Source organism: Brevundimonas sp. (assembly GCF_029945885.1).
In the GTDB taxonomy this organism is placed as follows: Bacteria; Pseudomonadota; Alphaproteobacteria; order Caulobacterales; family Caulobacteraceae; genus Brevundimonas.
The window spans coordinates 31252-49348 of record NZ_JAQSDK010000007.1 but is presented as its reverse complement, the minus strand read 5'-3'; the positions used below and the strand labels follow the sequence as shown (position 1 = coordinate 49348).

Genomic DNA, 18097 nt, shown 5'->3' with positions numbered 1-18097 from the left:
TCCGCCAGGTGATCCGCTATCTGTCCGGCCAGGGCATCGGCGTGCTGATCACCGACCACAATGTGCGCGAGACGCTGGAAATCATCGACCACGCCACGATCATCTCGGGCGGGGCGGTGCTGTTCGAGGGCGCGGCCCAGGACATCATCCGCGATCCCGAGGTCCGCCGGGTCTATCTGGGCGACATGTACGGCTGACGATCGCGCGTTCGCCGCTCGTTAACCGCTTCGCGGCATTCTGCCCTCAGCAAGTTTCGGGCCACGCCCGGTGGCGAGGCTGGGGGAGCTATCCGAAGTGATCGGTCAGAGGCTTGAGGTACGGCAGGGCCAGGGTCTGGTCATCACGCCCCAGCTGCAGCAGGCGATCAAATTGCTGCAGCTGTCGAACCAGGAACTCGACGCCTTCGTCGAGGCCGAGATCGAGCGTAATCCCCTGCTGTCGCGCGAGGAGGTCGAGGCCGACGCCGCGGACGCTCCGGCCGAAACTGTATCCACCGACGGCGCTGAACTGAGTTTTGAGGACGGCCGGGCCCAGGACGGCGAGCGCACGCTGGATGCCCGCGAGGACGACGTCTACGGCGACGCCACCCAGGGCGAGCGCGCCACCGACCGGATGGCCGACGAGGCCCAGCCGGGTCTGTCCGACTGGTCGCGGGCCGGCAAGGGCGGCTCCATCGCCGACGGCGAGGGCGGGGAACGCCCCGACCGCCACGATCTGACCCTGTGGGAGCATCTGCAGGCCCAGGCCTCATCGGCCGGCTTCGACACCACCGACCATGCCATCGCCCTGGCCCTGATCGACGGGGTCGACGAGGGCGGCTATCTGCGCGCCGATCTGGACGAGATCGCCGAGCGGCTGGGCTGCAGCATCGAGCGTATCGAGGCTGTCCTGGTCCTGTGCCAGGGTTTCGAGCCCACAGGGGTGATGGCCCGTTCGGTGCCCGAATGCCTGAAGCTGCAGCTGGTTGAACGTAATCGCTTCGACCCGGCCATGGCGGCCCTGCTCGACAATCTCCAGCTCCTGGCCCGCCACGACCTGTCGGCCCTGCGCAAGGCCTGCGGTGTCGACGCCGAGGATATGGCCGAGATGATTTCGGAGCTGAAGGCCCTGACGCCCCGGCCGGGGGCCGGTTTCGGCGGTGATCCGGCCCAGACGGTGATTCCCGACGTCCACGTCCGGCCCGATCCGGCCGGCGGCTGGCGGATCGAACTGAATGCCGACAGCCTGCCGCGCCTGCTGATGGACAAACGCTATCACGGGGTGGTGGCCGCCGGTGCCCGCTCGGACACGGAGAAGGCCTTTGTCGCCGACTGCGCCGCCCAGGCCAGCTGGCTGGTCAAGTCGCTGGATCAGCGGGCCCGGACCATCCTCAAGGTCTCGTCCGAGATCGTGCGCCAGCAGGATGCCTTCCTGGCCTTCGGCGTGGAATTCCTGCGCCCGCTGAACCTCAAGACCGTGGCCGAGGCCATCGGCATGCACGAATCAACCGTCAGCCGGGTCACCTCGAACAAATACGTCTCGACCCCGCGCGGTGTGTTCGAGCTGAAATTCTTCTTCACCGCCGCCATCCAGTCGTCGGACGGCGGGGCTCTGCATTCGGCTGAGGCCGTCCGCCATCGCATCAAGGCGATGATCGACGCCGAAGGCCGGGACGGGGACATCCTTTCCGACGACCGGATCGTCGAAATCCTCAGTGAGGCCGGAATCGACATCGCCCGGCGCACGGTCGCCAAATACCGTGAGGCCCTGCGGATTCCGTCGTCGGTCGAACGCAAGCGGATGCTGCGCACCGGCTGAGTTCGACCCTTTCGGCGACCACAAAAAAGTGATGCCCGTTGACACCAAACGCGGTCAGTTGCGTTGTGTGGTCATGCAGATTCAGGTCAGCGGTAAGCACGTAGATGTCGGCGACGCGTTAAGCTCGCGCATCACCCTTGAGCTCCAGGATGGAGTTGGCAAATATTTCGAACGCGGCGGCTCGAAGGCCGAGGTTGTGGTGTCCAAGGACGGCTACGGCTTCAAGGTCGACTGCTGGGTTCGCCTCGCCTCCGGCGAGGTCATCGTCACCTCGGGCCAGGGCGGCGACGCTCAGGCGGCCTTCACCGAAAGCCTCGAAAAGCTTGAGAAGCGGGTTCGCCGTTACAAGCGTCGGCTGAAAAACCATCATGCCGGACCCAAGGGCCTGTCGCCCGAGAAGTCCGAAAACGCCGCCCGTGAGGTGGCGTCCATGACGGTGTTCCGCAATCCGGACACCGTAGAGGATGAGGAGTTCGGCGACTCGAGCCGGGCCGACGAACCGCCGCCGGTCGGCATGGTCATCGCCGAGACCGAGGCGGAAATTCGCACGCTGACGGTCGGCCGGGCGGTGCTGGAACTGGATATGACCGGCTATCCGGTGGTTCTGTTCCGCAATGCCGCCCATGGGGGGCTGTCGGTCGTCTATCGTCGGCCGGACGGCAATGTCGGGTGGATCGATCCTGAACGGACCCGGGCGGTCAATGGACACCGTTCTGTAAACGGTTCTGGATCATAGTGCTTTCCCTGAGGGGGTGGAGCGTCTAAACGGCGCCCGCCCTTCTGGGAAATGATGGCGTAAGAGTCGGGGTTTCGATGGATATCGGTGAGTTGCTTGCCCGGGACGGTGTCGTCTTGCGCAGCGGTGCGTCGTCGAAGCGACAGGCCCTTCACGTGGTGGCCGAGGCTGCCGCCGTGTCTCTGGGTCTGCCCGAGGCGCGGATCATGGAGGCCCTGCTTGAGCGCGAGGCGCTCGGATCGACGGGGCTGGGGTCCGGCGTTGCCGTACCGCACGCCCGGATCGAGGGTCTGGATCACGTTCTGGCCGTCTTTGTCCGCCTCGATACGCCGGTGGCCTTCGGGGCCGTCGATGATCGCCCCGTCGACCTGTTGTTCGCCCTGTTTGCCCCGCCCCGTGCCGGGGCCGAGCATCTGAGGGCCCTGGCCGCCGTTTCACGCGCCCTGCGCTCGCCCGAACTGCGTGAGCATCTGCGCAAGGCCCGGACCCCGGACGCCATCCACGCCCTGTTTGTGCGCGAAGCCCCGGCAACGGCGGCCTGACGCGATTTCCGGCCCCGGCCGGGGTCGGGCTCCGCCGGGTCGGTTCCGCGCCCCAGGGGCGGGTTCAGGCCGGTTTGCGTGGCGGTGCGCGGCCGCAGGCCGTCAGTGGACCGAAACCGGCTCCAGTTCATGGGCGACGGCCGCCGCAAAGGCCGTCTCTCGGTCCATCATCACGGCCAGGCGCTCGCCATCGGCCCCGTGCACGGCGAACAGAATCTGGTCGGGCTGGATCTCGAGGCCCTTGATCTCGGTGATCGGCGTATTGGCCAGGATGTCAGCGGCCTTGATCGCGCGCACATAGACGAGATCGGGCGCGCCCAGTCCGGCAAAATCTTCCTTGGTCATCACGATCGGCGGCATGGGTGCGCCTCCTTACTCTTTACTGAACGCTCGCGGGCGCGGGCGGTTCGACGGTCGTGCCGTCGATATTGAAACGAGACGGGTTCAGCCCGCCGAAATCGGAATGCGCTGCACAATGACGGCGTCATCGGGCCGGCGCAGGTCGACGTGCAGCAGGCCGTGCTCCAGTCGGGCGGCCTCGACCTCGAGTCCGTCCGCCAGCACGAAGCTGCGAACAAAGCCGCGACCGGCGATGCCGCGGTGCAGGAAGGCCGGTTCGGCCTTGCCCGGATCCTCGCGCTTGCCGGTGATCGTCAGCTGCCGGCCCTCGAGTGTGATGCTCAGATCGTCAGGCGCGAATCCGGCCACGGCCAGGCTGATTCGAACCGAGGCCTCGCCGCGCTGTTCGACATTGTACGGGGGATAGCTTTCGGCGGCGGCCCGGGCGGCCCGGTCGATCAGGGCCCGGGTATGATCGAAGCCCAGCAGAAAGGGGCTGTCGAACAGGATGGTGCGTGTCGTCATATCAAGGCCCTCGCAGAAGCGACCTCAGCCATGAGCCCCCCGGAATCGGCGAGGCATGGGCTGAAGACCCTAGATGGTGAGGGGGGCGGGACAGGTCAACCTGCGCCGAAATGGACGAAGGCCCCGCGGTTTCCCGCGGGGCCTTCGATGGTGGAGCTTAGCGGAGTCGAACCGCTGACCTCTTGCATGCCATGCAAGCGCTCTACCAGCTGAGCTAAAGCCCCGAACCTTTCGGTCGGTACGCCGTGTCCCGAAGAGATGGGGTGCGGCGAGGCGGCGGAACCTATGTCAGGGCCTTTCAGGGATCAAGCCCGGTTCCGCCATTTATTTTCACCCCCGTTCAAACCCCCGTCTGACGGGGTGAACGGGACCTGGAATCAGTCCTCGTCCTTGACCGGTTTGGCCACGGCACCGTTGAAGGCGTCGTCGTCCTCGTCCTCGATGAAGGGTACGGAATCGTCGTCGTCGTCGTCGTCGTCGAGGACGTCGTCATCATCGCCGTCGGTGGTATTCATGCCGGCTTCTTCCGAGGCCTCGGCCGCCGTGTCGTCGTCGTCGTCAGGGGTCACGATCGGCTCGTGGCCTTCCTGGTCGATTTCCGGCGTCGCGACCGTATCGTCCTCGTCGTCATCGTCCGACTCGGGCTTCTTGACCACGACCTCTTCGGTCTCGGCGTCGTCGGCGGGGTAGCCGCCCGGACGACCGCGACGGCTGCGCAGCTTCAGCGCCTCCTCGGGATCGAATTCGTGCGCGCATTTGGGGCAGTGCGCCGGACGGCGGCCCAGATCGTAGAATTTGGCCTGGCAGTTCGGGCAGACCTGCTTGGCACCCAGTTCGGGATTGGCCACGGATGATACCTTTGGCAGGGGGTTGGAATTCGGGCGCGTCCCTTGCCACTCCGGAGCCCCGCTGTCAAAAGCCATCTTCGCGCCGCCGCCTCCGGGCCATGGTCGTCCGTCCACCATAAGAGAGCGCTGCGGGTGCCCACCCCCTTGAAATTGACCGCCCGCCCGAGCCCGCCGCTGGCGGGTGTCGTCCGTGCGCCGGGCGACAAATCAATCTCGCACCGGGCGCTGATCCTGGGGGCGATGGCCACCGGCGTGACCGAAATTGACGGCCTGCTGGAAGGCGAGGACATCCTGGCCACGGCCCGGGCGGTTGAAGCCTTCGGCGCGACCGTCGAACGACCGGGTGACGGCCACTGGCGCGTCACCGGCCAGGGCGGGTTCAGACAGCCCGCCGGCGTGATCGACTGCGGCAATGCCGGCACCGGGGTGCGGCTGCTGATGGGGGCGGCGGCGGGGTATCCGATCACGGTAACCTTCGACGGCGACGCGAGCCTGCGGAAACGGCCGATGGGGCGGGTCATGGATCCTCTGCGGGACATGGGGACCCGTTTCGACGCCGCCCGCCTGCCGGCCGGTCAGACGGGCGGGGCCCTCGCGGCGCTCGACTATATCCAGACGGTCGCCTCGGCCCAGGTGAAGTCGGCGATCCTGCTGGCCGGCCTCAACGCCGATGGCGTCACCTCGGTGACGGAGTCGGTGAAGAGCCGCGATCATACCGAACGGATGCTGCGCGCCTTCGGGGCTGTGGTGTCTGTCGAGGCGTCCGGATCTGGGTGGCGCGTCCGCCTACAAGGGGGGCAGCCATTGACCGGGACGGCCATTTCCGTCCCCGGCGATCCATCGTCCGCCGCCTTCCCCCTGGCCGCCGGCCTGATCGTGCCCGGCTCGGAGGTCACCGTCGAAGGGGTGATGCTCAACCCGTTGCGCACCGGCCTGTTCGACACCTGGATCGAGATGGGGGCCGATCTGACGATCGCGAACCGCCGCATGGCCGGCGGCGAAGAGATCGCTGACGTCACCGCCCGCCATTCGACATTGAAGGGCATCGTGGTCCCGCCCGAACGCGCCGCCTCGATGATCGACGAATATCCGGTCCTGGCCGCCACCGCCGCCTTCGCCGAAGGGCGCACCGTCATGCGCGGCATCGGCGAGATGCGGGTCAAGGAGAGCGACCGTATCGCCCTGATGGCCGCCGGCCTGACCGCCTGTGGCGTCACGATCGACGAGGAGCCGGAGGGGTTCACCGTCACCGGCGGCCCGGTCCGGGGTGGCGCGACCGTGACCACCCACGGCGATCATCGCATCGCCATGAGCCATCTGGTGCTGGGTCTGGCCGCGACCGAACCGGTCACCGTCGACGCGCCCGGCATGATCGCCACCAGCTTTCCGGGCTTTGAGGCGTTGATGCGCGGCCTCGGGGCCGATATCGCCACCTCTGAATGAAAAACTCCCTCATTATCGCCGTCGACGGCCCGGCCGCCTCGGGCAAGGGCACGATCGCCGCCCGGCTGGCGCAGACCTACAGCCTGCCGCATCTCGACACCGGCCTGCTGTACCGCGCGGTCGGCATGGGCCTGCTGGATCGGGACGGCGCGCTCGAGGACGAAACCCTCGCTGAAAGCGTCGCCCGCTCACTGGACGTCAGCCATCTCAGCGACACTGAACGGCTGACCAGCCGCGGAGCCGGCGAGGCGGCCAGCCGGGTCGCCGGCTATCCCGGCGTGCGCGCGGCCCTGCTCGAATTCCAGCGCACCTTTGCCGCCCGGCCCGGTGGAGCGGTGCTGGACGGCCGCGATATCGGCACCGTCATCGCCCCCGACGCTGTGGCCAAACTGTTCATCACGGCCACCCCCGAGGTGCGGGCGCGGCGGCGCTGGCTGCAACTGACCGGCCGGGGCGAGACGATCGCCTATGAGGACATGCTGGCCGATATCATCCGCCGCGACGCGCGCGACGCCGGGCGCGGCGCGGCCCCGATGGTCCAGGCGGACGACGCCGTCTTGCTGGATACGACCGATATGGATATAGAGACGGCCTTCGATGCGGCCCGCCGTATCGTCGAGGCGGCGCGCGTCCGACACGGCCTGTAAGGGTTCCGGACAAATCCAACGCGTCATTCTCGGCTTCCGCGGGCGTTCTGGCTGCTTACGTCTCGCGTCGATCGACTGGATTCCCTTTAATCTTCACCTCGCGCGGGGCCGTTCGGTCACGCGCCACAACCCATTCAGAAACCCCATAACTTCATGACCGATACACAATCCTTCACCCCCTCGCGTGACGATTTCGCCGCGCTGCTCGACGAACAACTGCAGGGCCGCGACCTTGGCGAAGGCCAGGTCATCCACGGTCTCGTCGTCGGCATCGAAAAGGACGTCGTCATCATCGACGTCGGCCTCAAGACCGAAGGCCGCATCGCGATGCGCGAATTCGGCCAGGGCGACGGCACGGCCCTGCCCAAGGTCGGCGATAACGTCGAGGTCTATCTGGAGCGCGTCGAGAACGCCCTCGGTGAAGCCGTCATCAGCCGCGACAAGGCCCGTCGCGAAGAAGCCTGGACCCGTCTGGAACTGGTGTTCGCCGAAGGCCAGCCGGTCATGGGTGCCATCGTCGGCCGCGTGAAGGGTGGCTTCACCGTCGACCTCGGCGGCGCGTCCGCCTTCCTGCCGGGTTCGCAGGTCGACATCCGCCCCGTGCGCGACGTCGCCCCGCTGATGGGCAAGGAACAGCCCTTCGCCATCCTGAAAATGGACCGTCCGCGCGGCAACATCGTCGTCTCGCGTCGTGCCATCCTGGAAGAAGCCCGCGCTGAACAGCGCACCGAGCTGGTTGGTCAGCTGCAAGAGGGTGAAGTCCGCGAAGGCGTGGTCAAGAACATCACCGACTACGGCGCGTTCGTGGACCTCGGTGGCATCGACGGCCTGCTGCACGTCACCGACATGTCTTGGAAGCGCGTCTCCCACCCGAGCCAGGTCCTGGCCGTCGGCGACACCGTCAAGGTCCAGATCGTCAAGATCAACCCGGACACCCAGCGCATCAGCCTCGGCATGAAGCAGCTGCAGTCCGATCCCTGGGACGGCGTTGAAGCCAAATATCCGGTCGGTGCCAAATATACGGGCCGCATCACCAACATCACCGACTACGGCGCATTCGTTGAGCTGGAAGCCGGCGTTGAAGGCCTGGTCCACGTCTCGGAAATGTCCTGGACCAAGAAGAACGTCCACCCCGGCAAGATCGTCTCGACCTCGCAGGAAGTCGACGTCGTGGTTCTGGATGTCGACGCCTCCAAGCGCCGCATCTCGCTGGGCCTGAAGCAGGCCCAGGACAATCCGTGGGATGCCTTCGTCGCCGCCAACCCGATCGGCTCGACCGTCGAGGGCGAGGTCAAGAACGCCACCGAATTCGGTCTGTTCATCGGCCTCGACAACGACATCGACGGCATGGTCCACCTGTCGGACCTCGACTGGAACGTCTCGGGCGAGGAAGCCATCCAGCGCTATCGCAAGGGTGAAACCGTCAAGGCCAAGGTTCTGGACGTCGACGTCGAGAAGGAACGTGTCTCGCTGGGCATCAAGCAGCTCGGCGGCGATCCGATGGAAGGCGACCCGTACAAGAAGAACCAGCAGGTTACCGTCACCGTCACCTCGATTGAGACCGGCGGCATCGAAGTCAAATTCGGTGAAGACGATGCGCCGGTCACGGCCTTCGTTCGCAAGTCCGACCTGTCGCGCGATCGTGCCGAGCAGCGCCCCGAGCGCTACGCCGTGGGTGACCGCGTCGACGCCATGATCACCGGCATCGACAAGGCCACGCGCCGCGTCTCGGTGTCGATCAAGGCCCTGGAAATGAAGGACGAGGCCTCGGCCATCGAACAGTTCGGCTCGTCGGATTCCGGCGCGTCCCTGGGCGATATCCTCGGTGCCGCCCTGCGCGAAAAGGCCGGTTCGAAGGAATAGACCTTCCAACCCGGTAGATGAAACGAGGCGGCCGGAGCGATCCGGCCGCCTTTTTCATGCGTGGAACCTGTCGGCATATGGTCTGGACGGACGATTTGTGTGCGGTTGCTGGCGGTTAACCACCTATTTGCAGCCAATTGTCGCAGAGGCCCTTTTTCCCTCGACGGGCGAAGGCTAGGGTGGGGTCGGCTGTGCAGTCGTTTTCGTCTGACGCGGCCTGGGAATGGCGAACCGGGCAGGGGGTGACAATGATCAAATCCGAGCTGATCGAGAAGCTCGCGGCGGAAAACGCCCACCTCACCCACGCCGAGGTCGAGCGGGTCGTGAACATTGTTCTGGGCCAGATGATCGAGTCTCTCGGCGACGGCGGTCGGGTCGAGATCCGGGGCTTTGGGGCCTTTTCGGTTCGCAGCCGACCGGCGCGGGCCGGTCGCAATCCCCGTACCGGCGAGGCCGTGGATGTGCCGGCCAAGGCCGTGCCCTTCTTCAAGAGCGGCAAGGAGCTGCGTGAGCGGCTGAACGCGTCGGGCGACGCCTGATCCAGGAGTTGCCCGCGTGGGTATGCTGAAAGAATTCAAGGAATTTGCCGTTAAGGGCAATGTCGTCGATCTGGCCATCGGGGTCATCATCGGGGCGTCGTTCGGCAAGATCGTCACCAGCCTGGTCGAGCAGGTGATCATGCCGCCGATCGGCCTGTTGCTGGGCGGGGTCGACTTCTCCAACCTGAAATGGGTGCTGACGCCCGAGAACCCGACCACGGAGGCGATCGAGGAGGTCGCCATCCAGTACGGGGCCTTCATCAACACCCTGATCCAGTTCCTGATCGTGGCCTTCGTCGTCTTCCTGGTGGTCAAGGGCATCAACAGCCTGCGGCGCGAGCAGGCGGCCGAGCCCGAGGCGGCCCCGGCGGCCCCGACCGCGACCGAGGTGCTGCTGGTCGAAATCCGCGATGCGTTGAAGGCTCGCCCCCAGGGCTGAGCCCCGACCGTCCTTTCATCCAGAGGTCCTGAAGGCGGGATCCGGATTCGCGTTTGACTCCCGGTTAAATCGGAACAAAGAGTGAACATTCAATTTCTGGATGCTCATGGACCCGTCACCCCGCCTCTCGCACGCCCCCTATCCCGCCCAGCCGGCGGTGCTGGAAGAGGTGTGCGCGGCCGCGCCCGGTCATCTGGTGACGGCCTTCGCCTTCGCCCTGTCTCGCGTGCCCGAAGGGGCCCGACCGGTGGTGTTTTTCGCAACCTCCCGGGCCTGGCTGGCCGAGCATGGTCGGCCCTATGGACGGGGCCTGACGGGGATCGACCTCATCCTCGCCGTGGCCAACACCGGGGCCGAGGGGCTGTGGGCGATGGAGCAGGCGCTGCGATCGGGTGCGGTGACCCTGGCCCTGGGCGGAATCGAGGCGGCCAGCCTGGCCCAGACCCGCAGGCTGGGGTTCGCCGCTCAGGAGGGCGGGGCGGTCGGGGTGATGCTGCGGCTCCGTCACGGGGGGCTCAGCGCGGCGCGACGACGCTGGCGCATCGCCTCTGTGGCCAGTGCGATGGACCCGGCCGACCTCCGGGCCCCGGGCGCGGGGCGTGTGGGGGCCGAACTGGTGCGCAGCCGTAGCGAGCGGCCGGGCTTATGGATGCTGGAGCAGGCTGATGAGACGCATCGTCTCCGTCTGGCTGATCGACTGGCCGGTGACGGTCCGGGCGCGATCGGCCGGACGACTCTCGCCGCCTGATCCGTCCCTGGACCCGGCCATGCCCCTGGCCCTGATCCGCAAGACGGCGCGGGGGGCGATGATCCATGCCCTGAATCCGGCCGCCCGGGCCGCGGGCCTGCGTCGCGGCCAGACCCAGGCCGACGCCCTGGCCATGATCCCGACACTGGCCTGTCATCCGGCCGACCCTGAGGCCGACCGGCGCGCTCTGGAAGGGCTGGCCCTCTGGGCCGAGCGCTGGTCCCCGGCGGTCAGTGTGTCGGCCTCGGCGGACGGGCTGGACGGGATCTGTCTCGACATGACCGGGGCCGCGCATCTGTTTGGCGGAGTGGCCGCCCTGCCGGAGCGGATCGGGGCGCGGCTGGCCGAGGCCGGGATCACCGCGCGGGTGGCCGTGGCCCCGACGATCGGCGCGGCCTGGGCCCTGGCCCGCCATGGCGATCCCGAGCGCCGGACCCTGTCGGTGGATGACGACAGCCTGAGGGACAGTCTCGCCGGCCTGCCGGTCGAGGCCCTGCGCATCGGCGCGGACGTCGTGGCCGAGGCGCGCCGCTTCGGTCTGAAGCGGATCGGCGACCTGTATCCCATGCCCCGGGCCGGGCTGGCGCGGCGCTTTCGCGACGGGGACGGGGTCGATCTGGTGCGGCGGCTGGACCAGGCCCTGGGGTTCTGTGCCGAGGCGCTGGTGCCGGTTCGTGCCCCGCCACGGTATCGCGTCTGGGAAGCCCATGCGGAACCGCTGACCGATACGGACGGGATCGCGGCCCGGCTGCCCGGTCTGGCGGCCGATCTGGCCGCAGCCCTGAACCGGGACAGCCAGGGCGCGCGGACCCTGACCCTGAACGGCTTTCGCACAGACGGCACGGTCAGTGGGCTGTCGGTGCGGATGGGCCGGGCGGATCGCGATCCCGTCGTCTGGCTGCGGCTGTTCCGGGAGCGGGGTCTGGAGCGGATCGACCCCGGCTTCGGCATCGACGCCCTGATGCTGAGCGCCGATCTGACCGAGCCGATCACGGACCGGCAGGGAGAGATGGAGGCGCAGGTCGTCGATGACCGCGCCGCTGCCCTGACCCCGCTGATCGACCGGCTGTCGGCCCGACTGGGGGAGCGGCAGGTGCTCCGGCCCGAGCCGGTCGACAGCTGGATTCCGGAACGGGCCGAGCGGCTGCGTCCGGCCTTGGGGACCCTGCCGTCCCTTCCCGATACCGGTGACGGGCGGCGGCGTCCGATCCTGATGTTCGATCCCCCGGAACCGATCGAGGCCCTGGCCGAGCTGCCGGACGGGGCCCCGGCCCGATTCACCTGGCGGCGGGTGTCGCGGCGGGTGAGACGGGCCGACGGACCCGAGCGGCTGTCGCCCGAATGGTGGCGACCGCGTCCCGACGATCGCCAGGCCCGCACCCGCGACTACTACTGCGTCGAGGACGACGGGGGGCACCGCTACTGGCTGTTCCGCGAAGGTCTGTATGGCCGCGAATACGCCGGTCATGACGATGAGCGTGCCCCCTCATGGTGGATGCACGGGATGTTTGCGTGAGCGCCGGGGTGACTGTGGGGGCGACCGGCTGGAGCGGCGACTATGCCGAGCTCGGGGTGCGGACCAATTTCAGCTTTCTGGAGGGGGCCTCGCATCCGGCCGAACTGGTCGAACAGGCGAAGGCGCTCGGGCTGGCCGCGATCGGCGTGGCCGACGTCAACACCCTGGCCGGGGTGGTGCGGGCCCTGATGGCGGCCGAGACGCACGACCTGCGGCTGGTGATCGGCTGCCGTCTGGTCTTCACCGACGGCACCGAATTGATCGTGTTTCCGCGTCACCGCGCCGCCTACGGGCGACTGTGCCGCCTGCTGTCGCTCGGCAAGAGCGAGATCGTGTCCCCGGCCGTGCCCGACGACGGCGAGGGGCGGATCACCAAGGGCGAGACGCGGCTGACCTTCGACCAGGCCTGTGGGCTGGGCGAGGGGATGATCGCCCTGGCCATGGCCCCGGACCGGCCCGACGTGGCCTTCGAGGCCCGGCTGGCGGCCTGGTGCCGGGCCTGGCCCGACACCCTCTATCTGGCGGCCCAACCCCTGTGGGACGGCCGGGACCGGGCGCGGCTGAACCGTCTGGCGGCCATGGCCGGGCGGACCGGCGCGCCGCTGATCGCGACCAATGCCGTCCTCTACCACCGCCCTGATCGTCGCCCGTTGCAGGACGTCCTGACCTGTATTCGCGAGGGCACGACCATCGACCGGGCCGGGCGGCGGCTGCAGGCCAGCGCCGAACGCCATCTGAAATCACCGGCCGGTATGGCGCGTCTGTTCCGGGGCCAAGAGGCGGCGCTGGAGCGTACGCTGGAGGTGGTCCGGGCCTGCAGCTTCTCCCTGCGGGAACTGCGCTATGAATATCCCGAGGAGCCGGTGGCCCCCGGCTATTCCCCGCACCGCTATCTGACCCGGCTGACCTTCCGGGGCGCGCGCGAGCGCTGGCCACAGGGGGTGCCGCCGGGCGTGGTCGCCACCATCGTCAAGGAACTGAGGCTGGTCCGGACGCTGGCCTACGCCCCCTATTTCCTCACCGTGCACGACATCGTCCGCTGGGCCCGGGCCGAACCGCGGCGGATCCTGTGCCAGGGGCGGGGCTCGGCGGCCAATTCGGTGATCTGCTACTGCCTGGCCATCACCAATGTTGATCCGGCCCAGCAGGCCATGTTGATCGAACGCTTCATCTCGGCCGAGCGCCGTGAGCCGCCCGACATTGACGTCGATTTCGAACATGAGCGGCGCGAGGAGGTGATCCAGTACATCTATGACCGCTATGGCCGCGACCGCGCCGCCATCGTCGCCACGGTCATCCATTACCGGCCCCGGTCGGCGATCCGCGACGTGGGCAAGGCCCTGGGGCTGAGCGAGGACGTCACGGCCCGGCTGGCCGACACGGTCTGGGGCTCACACGGCAGCGAGGTCCGGGACGAGCATGTCGACCGGGCCGGGCTGGGCCGCGACGACCCCCGGCTGAAGCTGGCCCTGGACCTGACCGCCGAACTGATCCGCTTCCCCCGCCACCTGTCCCAGCACGTCGGCGGCTTCGTCCTGACCCGCGGCCTGCTGACCGAGACGGTGCCGATCGGCAATGCGGCGATGGACCGGCGGACCTTCATCGAATGGGACAAGGACGACATCGATCATCTGGGGCTGATGAAGGTCGATGTGCTGGCCCTGGGGATGCTGACGGCGCTGAAACGGGCCTTCGGCATGATCGCCGACAGCCATGGCCGTGACCTGGACCTGCACACGGTGCCGCGCGAATGCCCGGCGGTCTATGCCATGCTGCAGAAGGCCGATTCCGTCGGCGTCTTCCAGGTCGAGAGCCGGGCGCAGATGGCCATGCTGCCGCGCCTGCGACCCGAGACCTTCTATGATCTGGTGATCCAGGTGGCCATCGTCCGGCCGGGCCCGATCCAGGGCAAGATGGTTCATCCCTATCTGCAGCGCCGGGCCGAGCGGCGCGAGAAGGGAGCGGCCTTCCGCGTCGACTTCCCGCAGCCGGCCCCGGGCATCGGCCGTCCCGACGAACTGGAGGCGGTGCTGGGCCGGACCCTGGGTGTGCCCCTGTTCCAGGAACAGGCGATGAGCATCGCCATGGTCGCCGCCGCCTTCACCGGGGCCGAGGCCAACGGCCTGCGCCGGGCCATGGCCACCTTCCGCCATCTGGGCACCATGCCCGCCTATGAGGACAAGCTGGTCCAGGGGATGGTGCGACGCGGCTATGATCCGGAGTTCGCCCAGAACTGTTTCAACCAGATCAAGGGGTTCGGCGAATACGGCTTTCCCGAGAGCCACGCCGCCTCTTTCGCCCACCTCGTCTATGTCTCGGCCTGGGTCAAATGCTGGTACCCGGATGTCTTCGCCGCCGCCCTGCTGAACAGCCAGCCGCTGGGCTTCTACGCCCCGGCCCAGATCGTGCGCGACGCCCGTCAACATGACATCGAGGTCCGGCATCCGGATGTGAATGCCAGCGACTGGGATTCCGGTCTGGAGCCCATCCCCGACCGGCCCCACCACGCCCTGCGTCTGGGTCTGCGGACCATCGGCGGCTTTCGTCAGGACTGGGCCCGGACCCTGGTCGCGGCCCGGCAGGACGGGCCCTTCACCGATCTGGAGGACCTGCGACGGCGGACGCGATTGCCGCCACCGGCCCTGGACCGGCTGGCCGGGGCCGACGCCTGCGGCTCGCTGGACCTGTCGCGGCGTCAGGGCCTGTGGGCGGCCCGGGGCGCGCCGCCGGCCTCCTCCGCCCCCCTGTTCGAGGCCATGGGTCTGACCGAGAGCGACGGGCCTCCGCCCGAGGCCCTGCCCCGGCTCAGCGCCTCGGAAGAGGTGGTCGGCGACTACCAGACGATCCGCCTGTCGCTGAAGGGGCATCCGGTCGCCTTCCTGCGCGAGCGGCTGACGGCGGCGGGGGCGATGCCGGCGGCGGCCATGGCCCGGGTGCCGGACCGTCGTCGCGTCAGCGTGGCCGGGGTGGTGCTGGTGCGCCAGCGCCCCGGCACGGCCAAGGGGGTGGTGTTCCTGACGCTGGAGGACGAGACCGGCGGGGCCAATCTGGTGCTATGGGCCGATGTGTTCGAGCGGCTGCGGCCGGTGGCCATGGGCGCGCGGATGGTGCTGGCCCGCGGGCGGGTGCAGCAGGCCGACGGCGTCACCCATCTGGTGGTCGAGGATCTGGAGGACTGGACCCCGATGCTGGGCCATCTGACCGGCGACGGCCCGTCGGGCCCGGTGGCGCCGGGGCGGGGGCAGCATCCCCGCGATGTGCGGGTGCTGCCGGGGTCGCGCGACTTTCACTGACGGGCGACACAAGCGGGACAATTCCCACGAGACATGGCGGACATTTCGGGACACACGCGCCACAGCCGCGACACCGTGGATACCGGGCCGGTCAGGCGACTCCGGGCTGGCCGCAACAGGGGCAGACTGTAACCGCCACCCCGAACAACTGCGCCATTCGCGCCGGGGACAGGGCCTCGCCGGGCGGCAGGACGGCGGGGCCGTCCGGACCGAGGGCGATGACCCGGTCGGCGCGGGCGGCAAAGGCCAGACCATGGGTGGAGGCAATGACCAGCCGCCCCGCATCGGCCAGGTCCCGGACGGCGCGCTCGATCGCGGTCGCATGGGCCGGGTCCAGCATGGCCAGGGGTTCGTCCAGCAGGCAGACCGCCGCGTCCTGCACCATCAGCCGGGCGACCAGGACCAGTTGCTGCTGGCCACTGGACAGATGATCGAACGGACGATCAGCCAGATCACTGACATCCAGGCGGGTCAGAGCCGCGCGCGCCGCCTCCAGGTCGGCCGGAGCGAGGCCGGGCGACCAGCCGCGCCGGGCGGCCCGCCCCAGGGCCGTCAGATGCAGGGCCGAAAAACCGGCCGCCACGGCTCCGGGCGGCGGCAGATAGGCGACCGGGCACAGGGCGTTGGTCTCGATAGCCGCCGATCCGGACAGGGGCGGAACCAGCCGGGCCAGGGTCTTGAGCAGGGTGGTCTTGCCCGCGCCATTGGGGCCGATTACGGCGATGACCTCGCCGCCCCGGGCCTGCAGGTCGAGCGCCCCGAGCCGGAAGCCGTCGCGGCCGACGCTGAGCTGATCAAGGTCGAGGCGGGTCATGGGCGCCGCCGCGACGAGACGACAAACAGCCACAGGAAGGCCGGGGCCCCGACCGCGGCGGCCAGCAGGCCGGCCGGGATCTCGGCCGGTCCGAAGGCGGTGCTCAGCCGGTCGATCACCAGGGCCAGGACCGCCCCCGTGGCCATGGCGGCGGGAATCAGCCGCCCGGCCCGCTCACCCACCAGGCGGCGGGCGGCGTGCGGGGCCAGCAGGCCGATCCAGCCGACCACCCCGGCCACGGCCACGGCCGCCGAGGTCATCAGGGTGGCGGCGGCGATGGCCAGCAGCCGCAGCCGCCCGGCGGGCAGGCCCAGCGATCGCGCCTGTTCATCGCCGAGCGACAGCACGTCCAGACGGAAGCCGAGCCAGAGCAGGACCGCGGCCCCCACGGCGGTCGGCACCAGGGCGATCAGCGCCTCGGACAGGGTGGCGCGGGTGAAGGAGCCCAGCAGCCAGTAGGTCACGGCCGGAAGCTGCGAATAGGGTTCGGCGATGACCACGACCAGGCCCAGCCCGGCCGAGGCCAGGGCTCCGGCGACGAGGCCGCACAGGACCAGGGCCAGCCGGGCATCGACGGCGCGGGCCAGGCCGGCGCAGCCCAGGGCCAGGGTGGCGGCGGCCAGACCCCCGACAAAGGCCGCGCCCTGGACCCCGAGAATGCCGGCTCCGAACAACAGGGCCAGCGCGGCCCCGAGCCCGGCACCGGACGAGACGCCCAGCAGGTCGGGGGCGACGAGCGGGTTGCGGAACAGGATCTGGAAGCCGGCCCCGGCCCCGGCCAGTCCGGCCCCGGTCATCAGGGCGGCCAGCAGCCGTGGCGCACGCAGGGCCAGAGCCAGTTCGGCCTCGGCCGAGCCCCGGCCGAACAGGGCTGAGAACAGGGCCGCAGGCGTCACCGCCAGGGGGCCGGTCGCCAGCACGCCCAGCACGGCGGCCATCGCCGCGACCCCGATCAAAAGCGGCATCACCGCCTTCAGACGCGCCCGATTCATGCGATCCATTCCGGACGGGCGGTGACGGACGCCGGACCGCCGAACAGGGCCTGACCCAGACGCGCGGCGGCGGCGGTACCGTCTGCGGACGGATCCGCCAGCCACTGGCAGCCGAGCAACCGGTTGACCGACGGCGGCCGGTCGATCCAGCCGAACGGGGTGTCGGGCAGCAGCAGCAGCCGCCGTCGCGAGCCGTCGCGTCGGGTGCGCCACAGGGGGTCGACCGCCGCCGCCGTGGCGAAGGGTCGGCTCAGGGTGACCACGGCCTCGGGATCCCAGGTCGCGACCTGTTCGCGCGAGACCCGGCCGATGTCGCGCGAACCGATGGCGAGATTGGTCCAGCCGGCCCCCTCCAGGACTTCGGTGGCGAGGGCACCGGCGAAGGCCGTCTCCAGCCCGTCACCCCCGCGCGCATAGTAGAAGGCGGGACCGGGGGGAGCCTGTCGCCAGCGCCTCAGGACCTCGGCGGCCATGTCGGACAGAATCCGGCCCCGGGCCTCGGCACCAAGCCGGTCACCCGCTTCGATCAGGGCCTCGGCGGTGCGGTCCAGGGCCCCGTCGATCAGGGTCCAGTCCGCCCCCAGCCGGGTCCGGAGCCGGTCACTGAGCGCCCGGTATTCAGGGCCGGTATTGCCGTAGTCGATGATCAGCCGCGGATGCAGGGCCGCCATGGTCTCGAGGTTCGACGGCGCACCGCCCGTGGTCAGGGCTCCCAGTTCCGGCAGGGTCGCGGCCAGGACGGGCAGGGCGGCCAGCATGGTGGGGGACGGTCGACGCGGCCAGCCCAGCAGCCGCTCGCGGGCCACGGCCCAGACCAGCAGGGCGGCCGGCTGGCCCGCCGCCAGAACGTCGCCGCCACTGACCGATAACCGGCCGCAGGCGGCCAGCCCGGCAGCACTGCTGATCAGGGCCACAACGGTCCGGCGGGTGCTGGGCATGGGTGTCTCCGTCGGCCGGACGTTCACGGGCGGGTCTCGCATGTCGGGGGCTCACGAAGGGTTACGACTTGTAAAGCA

The 18097-nt window shown here is 69.1% G+C and carries 17 protein-coding genes, 1 tRNA gene and 1 pseudogene; 12 read left to right on the top strand and 7 right to left on the bottom strand.

All coding sequences use genetic code 11. The features are described from left to right. From PSV00_RS05860 to PSV00_RS05845, 4 genes and pseudogenes are all read left to right on the top strand, one after another. Positions 1–197 (top strand): annotated as a pseudogene (locus PSV00_RS05860) (LPS export ABC transporter ATP-binding protein); the annotation flags it as partial. Between the two features lie 97 nt (positions 198–294). Then, entirely contained in the window at positions 295–1797 is a 1503-nt protein-coding gene (gene rpoN / locus PSV00_RS05855; protein ID WP_300445576.1) for an RNA polymerase factor sigma-54, read from the top strand. A 73-nt stretch (positions 1798–1870) separates the two neighbouring features. Next, positions 1871–2533 (top strand): ribosome-associated translation inhibitor RaiA, encoded by a 663-nt coding sequence (raiA, locus tag PSV00_RS05850; protein WP_300445578.1) that lies wholly within the window; start codon positions 1871–1873, stop codon positions 2531–2533. A gap of 77 nt (positions 2534–2610) precedes the next feature. Further along, positions 2611–3075 (top strand): PTS sugar transporter subunit IIA, encoded by a 465-nt coding sequence (locus tag PSV00_RS05845; RefSeq protein WP_300445575.1) that lies wholly within the window; start codon positions 2611–2613, stop codon positions 3073–3075. Between the two features lie 102 nt (positions 3076–3177). Here PSV00_RS05845 and PSV00_RS05840 read toward each other — a convergent pair whose 3' ends face one another. The 4 genes from PSV00_RS05840 to PSV00_RS05825 all read right to left on the bottom strand — a co-directional run bounded on the left by PSV00_RS05840 (position 3178) and on the right by PSV00_RS05825 (position 4787). Then, entirely contained in the window at positions 3178–3435 is a 258-nt protein-coding gene (locus tag PSV00_RS05840) for a DUF1150 domain-containing protein (RefSeq protein WP_300445574.1), read from the bottom strand. Positions 3436–3519: 84 nt separating this feature from the next. Then, positions 3520–3939 (bottom strand): Hsp20 family protein, encoded by a 420-nt coding sequence (locus tag PSV00_RS05835; RefSeq protein WP_300445573.1) that lies wholly within the window; start codon positions 3937–3939, stop codon positions 3520–3522. A 148-nt stretch (positions 3940–4087) separates the two neighbouring features. Then, positions 4088–4163: transfer RNA gene (locus tag PSV00_RS05830), tRNA-Ala, on the bottom strand. A gap of 153 nt (positions 4164–4316) precedes the next feature. After that, on the bottom strand, positions 4317–4787 hold the full coding sequence (locus PSV00_RS05825; RefSeq protein ID WP_300445572.1) for a TIGR02300 family protein: 471 nt from the start codon (positions 4785–4787) through the stop codon (positions 4317–4319). Positions 4788–4931: 144 nt separating this feature from the next. Here PSV00_RS05825 and aroA point away from each other — a divergent pair, with 144 nt between their 5' ends. The 8 genes from aroA (at position 4932) to PSV00_RS05785 (ending at position 15275) form a co-directional block, all read left to right on the top strand. Next, complete coding sequence (gene aroA, locus PSV00_RS05820; protein WP_300445577.1) at positions 4932–6230, top strand: 3-phosphoshikimate 1-carboxyvinyltransferase; 1299 nt, start codon at positions 4932–4934, stop codon at positions 6228–6230. Next, a complete protein-coding gene (gene cmk, locus PSV00_RS05815) occupies positions 6227–6877 on the top strand; it encodes a (d)CMP kinase (RefSeq protein WP_300445571.1) in 651 nt (216 codons plus the stop codon). Before aroA ends, cmk begins: the two co-directional genes overlap by 4 nt. Positions 6878–7030: 153 nt before the next feature. Then, complete coding sequence (rpsA, locus tag PSV00_RS05810; protein ID WP_300445570.1) at positions 7031–8740, top strand: 30S ribosomal protein S1; 1710 nt, start codon at positions 7031–7033, stop codon at positions 8738–8740. A 248-nt stretch (positions 8741–8988) separates the two neighbouring features. Further along, entirely contained in the window at positions 8989–9279 is a 291-nt protein-coding gene (locus PSV00_RS05805; protein ID WP_300445569.1) for an integration host factor subunit beta, read from the top strand. Between the two features lie 16 nt (positions 9280–9295). Then, on the top strand, positions 9296–9718 hold the full coding sequence (mscL, locus tag PSV00_RS05800) for a large-conductance mechanosensitive channel protein MscL (RefSeq protein WP_300445568.1): 423 nt from the start codon (positions 9296–9298) through the stop codon (positions 9716–9718). 106 nt (positions 9719–9824) lie between these two features. Further along, positions 9825–10466 (top strand): hypothetical protein, encoded by a 642-nt coding sequence (locus tag PSV00_RS05795; RefSeq protein WP_300445567.1) that lies wholly within the window; start codon positions 9825–9827, stop codon positions 10464–10466. Continuing rightward, positions 10384–11982, top strand: coding sequence for a DNA polymerase Y family protein (locus PSV00_RS05790; RefSeq protein ID WP_300445566.1), 1599 nt, complete (start codon positions 10384–10386; stop codon positions 11980–11982). Before PSV00_RS05795 ends, PSV00_RS05790 begins: the two co-directional genes overlap by 83 nt. Next, entirely contained in the window at positions 11979–15275 is a 3297-nt protein-coding gene (locus PSV00_RS05785; protein ID WP_300445565.1) for an error-prone DNA polymerase, read from the top strand. Before PSV00_RS05790 ends, PSV00_RS05785 begins: the two co-directional genes overlap by 4 nt. 91 nt (positions 15276–15366) lie before the next feature. Here the strand turns inward: PSV00_RS05785 and PSV00_RS05780 are convergent, their stop codons facing one another. The 3 genes from PSV00_RS05780 to PSV00_RS05770 are packed head-to-tail and all read right to left on the bottom strand — an operon-like array spanning position 15367 to position 18019. After that, positions 15367–16089, bottom strand: a complete 723-nt coding sequence (locus PSV00_RS05780) for an ABC transporter ATP-binding protein (RefSeq protein ID WP_300445564.1) — start codon at positions 16087–16089, stop codon at positions 15367–15369. Continuing rightward, positions 16086–17081: an iron ABC transporter permease gene (locus tag PSV00_RS05775; protein ID WP_300445563.1), complete on the bottom strand. Its 996-nt coding sequence runs from the start codon at positions 17079–17081 to the stop codon at positions 16086–16088. The genes PSV00_RS05780 and PSV00_RS05775 overlap by 4 nt, the downstream gene beginning before the upstream one ends. Beyond that, on the bottom strand, positions 17078–18019 hold the full coding sequence (locus tag PSV00_RS05770) for a hypothetical protein (RefSeq protein WP_300445562.1): 942 nt from the start codon (positions 18017–18019) through the stop codon (positions 17078–17080). Before PSV00_RS05770 ends, PSV00_RS05775 begins: the two co-directional genes overlap by 4 nt. Positions 18020–18097: the final 78 nt, after the last annotated feature.

Coding starts and splice junctions, on each gene's coding strand:
- raiA (WP_300445578.1), top strand. CDS start 1,871: ATGCAGATTCAGGTCAGCGGTAAGCACGTAGATGTCGGCGACGCGTTA.
- PSV00_RS05845 (WP_300445575.1), top strand. CDS start 2,611: ATGGATATCGGTGAGTTGCTTGCCCGGGACGGTGTCGTCTTGCGCAGC.
- PSV00_RS05840 (WP_300445574.1), bottom strand. CDS start 3,435: ATGCCGCCGATCGTGATGACCAAGGAAGATTTTGCCGGACTGGGCGCG.
- PSV00_RS05835 (WP_300445573.1), bottom strand. CDS start 3,939: ATGACGACACGCACCATCCTGTTCGACAGCCCCTTTCTGCTGGGCTTC.
- cmk (WP_300445571.1), top strand. CDS start 6,227: ATGAAAAACTCCCTCATTATCGCCGTCGACGGCCCGGCCGCCTCGGGC.
- rpsA (WP_300445570.1), top strand. CDS start 7,031: ATGACCGATACACAATCCTTCACCCCCTCGCGTGACGATTTCGCCGCG.
- PSV00_RS05805 (WP_300445569.1), top strand. CDS start 8,989: ATGATCAAATCCGAGCTGATCGAGAAGCTCGCGGCGGAAAACGCCCAC.
- PSV00_RS05795 (WP_300445567.1), top strand. CDS start 9,825: ATGGACCCGTCACCCCGCCTCTCGCACGCCCCCTATCCCGCCCAGCCG.
- PSV00_RS05790 (WP_300445566.1), top strand. CDS start 10,384: ATGAGACGCATCGTCTCCGTCTGGCTGATCGACTGGCCGGTGACGGTC.
- PSV00_RS05780 (WP_300445564.1), bottom strand. CDS start 16,089: ATGACCCGCCTCGACCTTGATCAGCTCAGCGTCGGCCGCGACGGCTTC.
- PSV00_RS05775 (WP_300445563.1), bottom strand. CDS start 17,081: ATGAATCGGGCGCGTCTGAAGGCGGTGATGCCGCTTTTGATCGGGGTC.
- PSV00_RS05770 (WP_300445562.1), bottom strand. CDS start 18,019: ATGCCCAGCACCCGCCGGACCGTTGTGGCCCTGATCAGCAGTGCTGCC.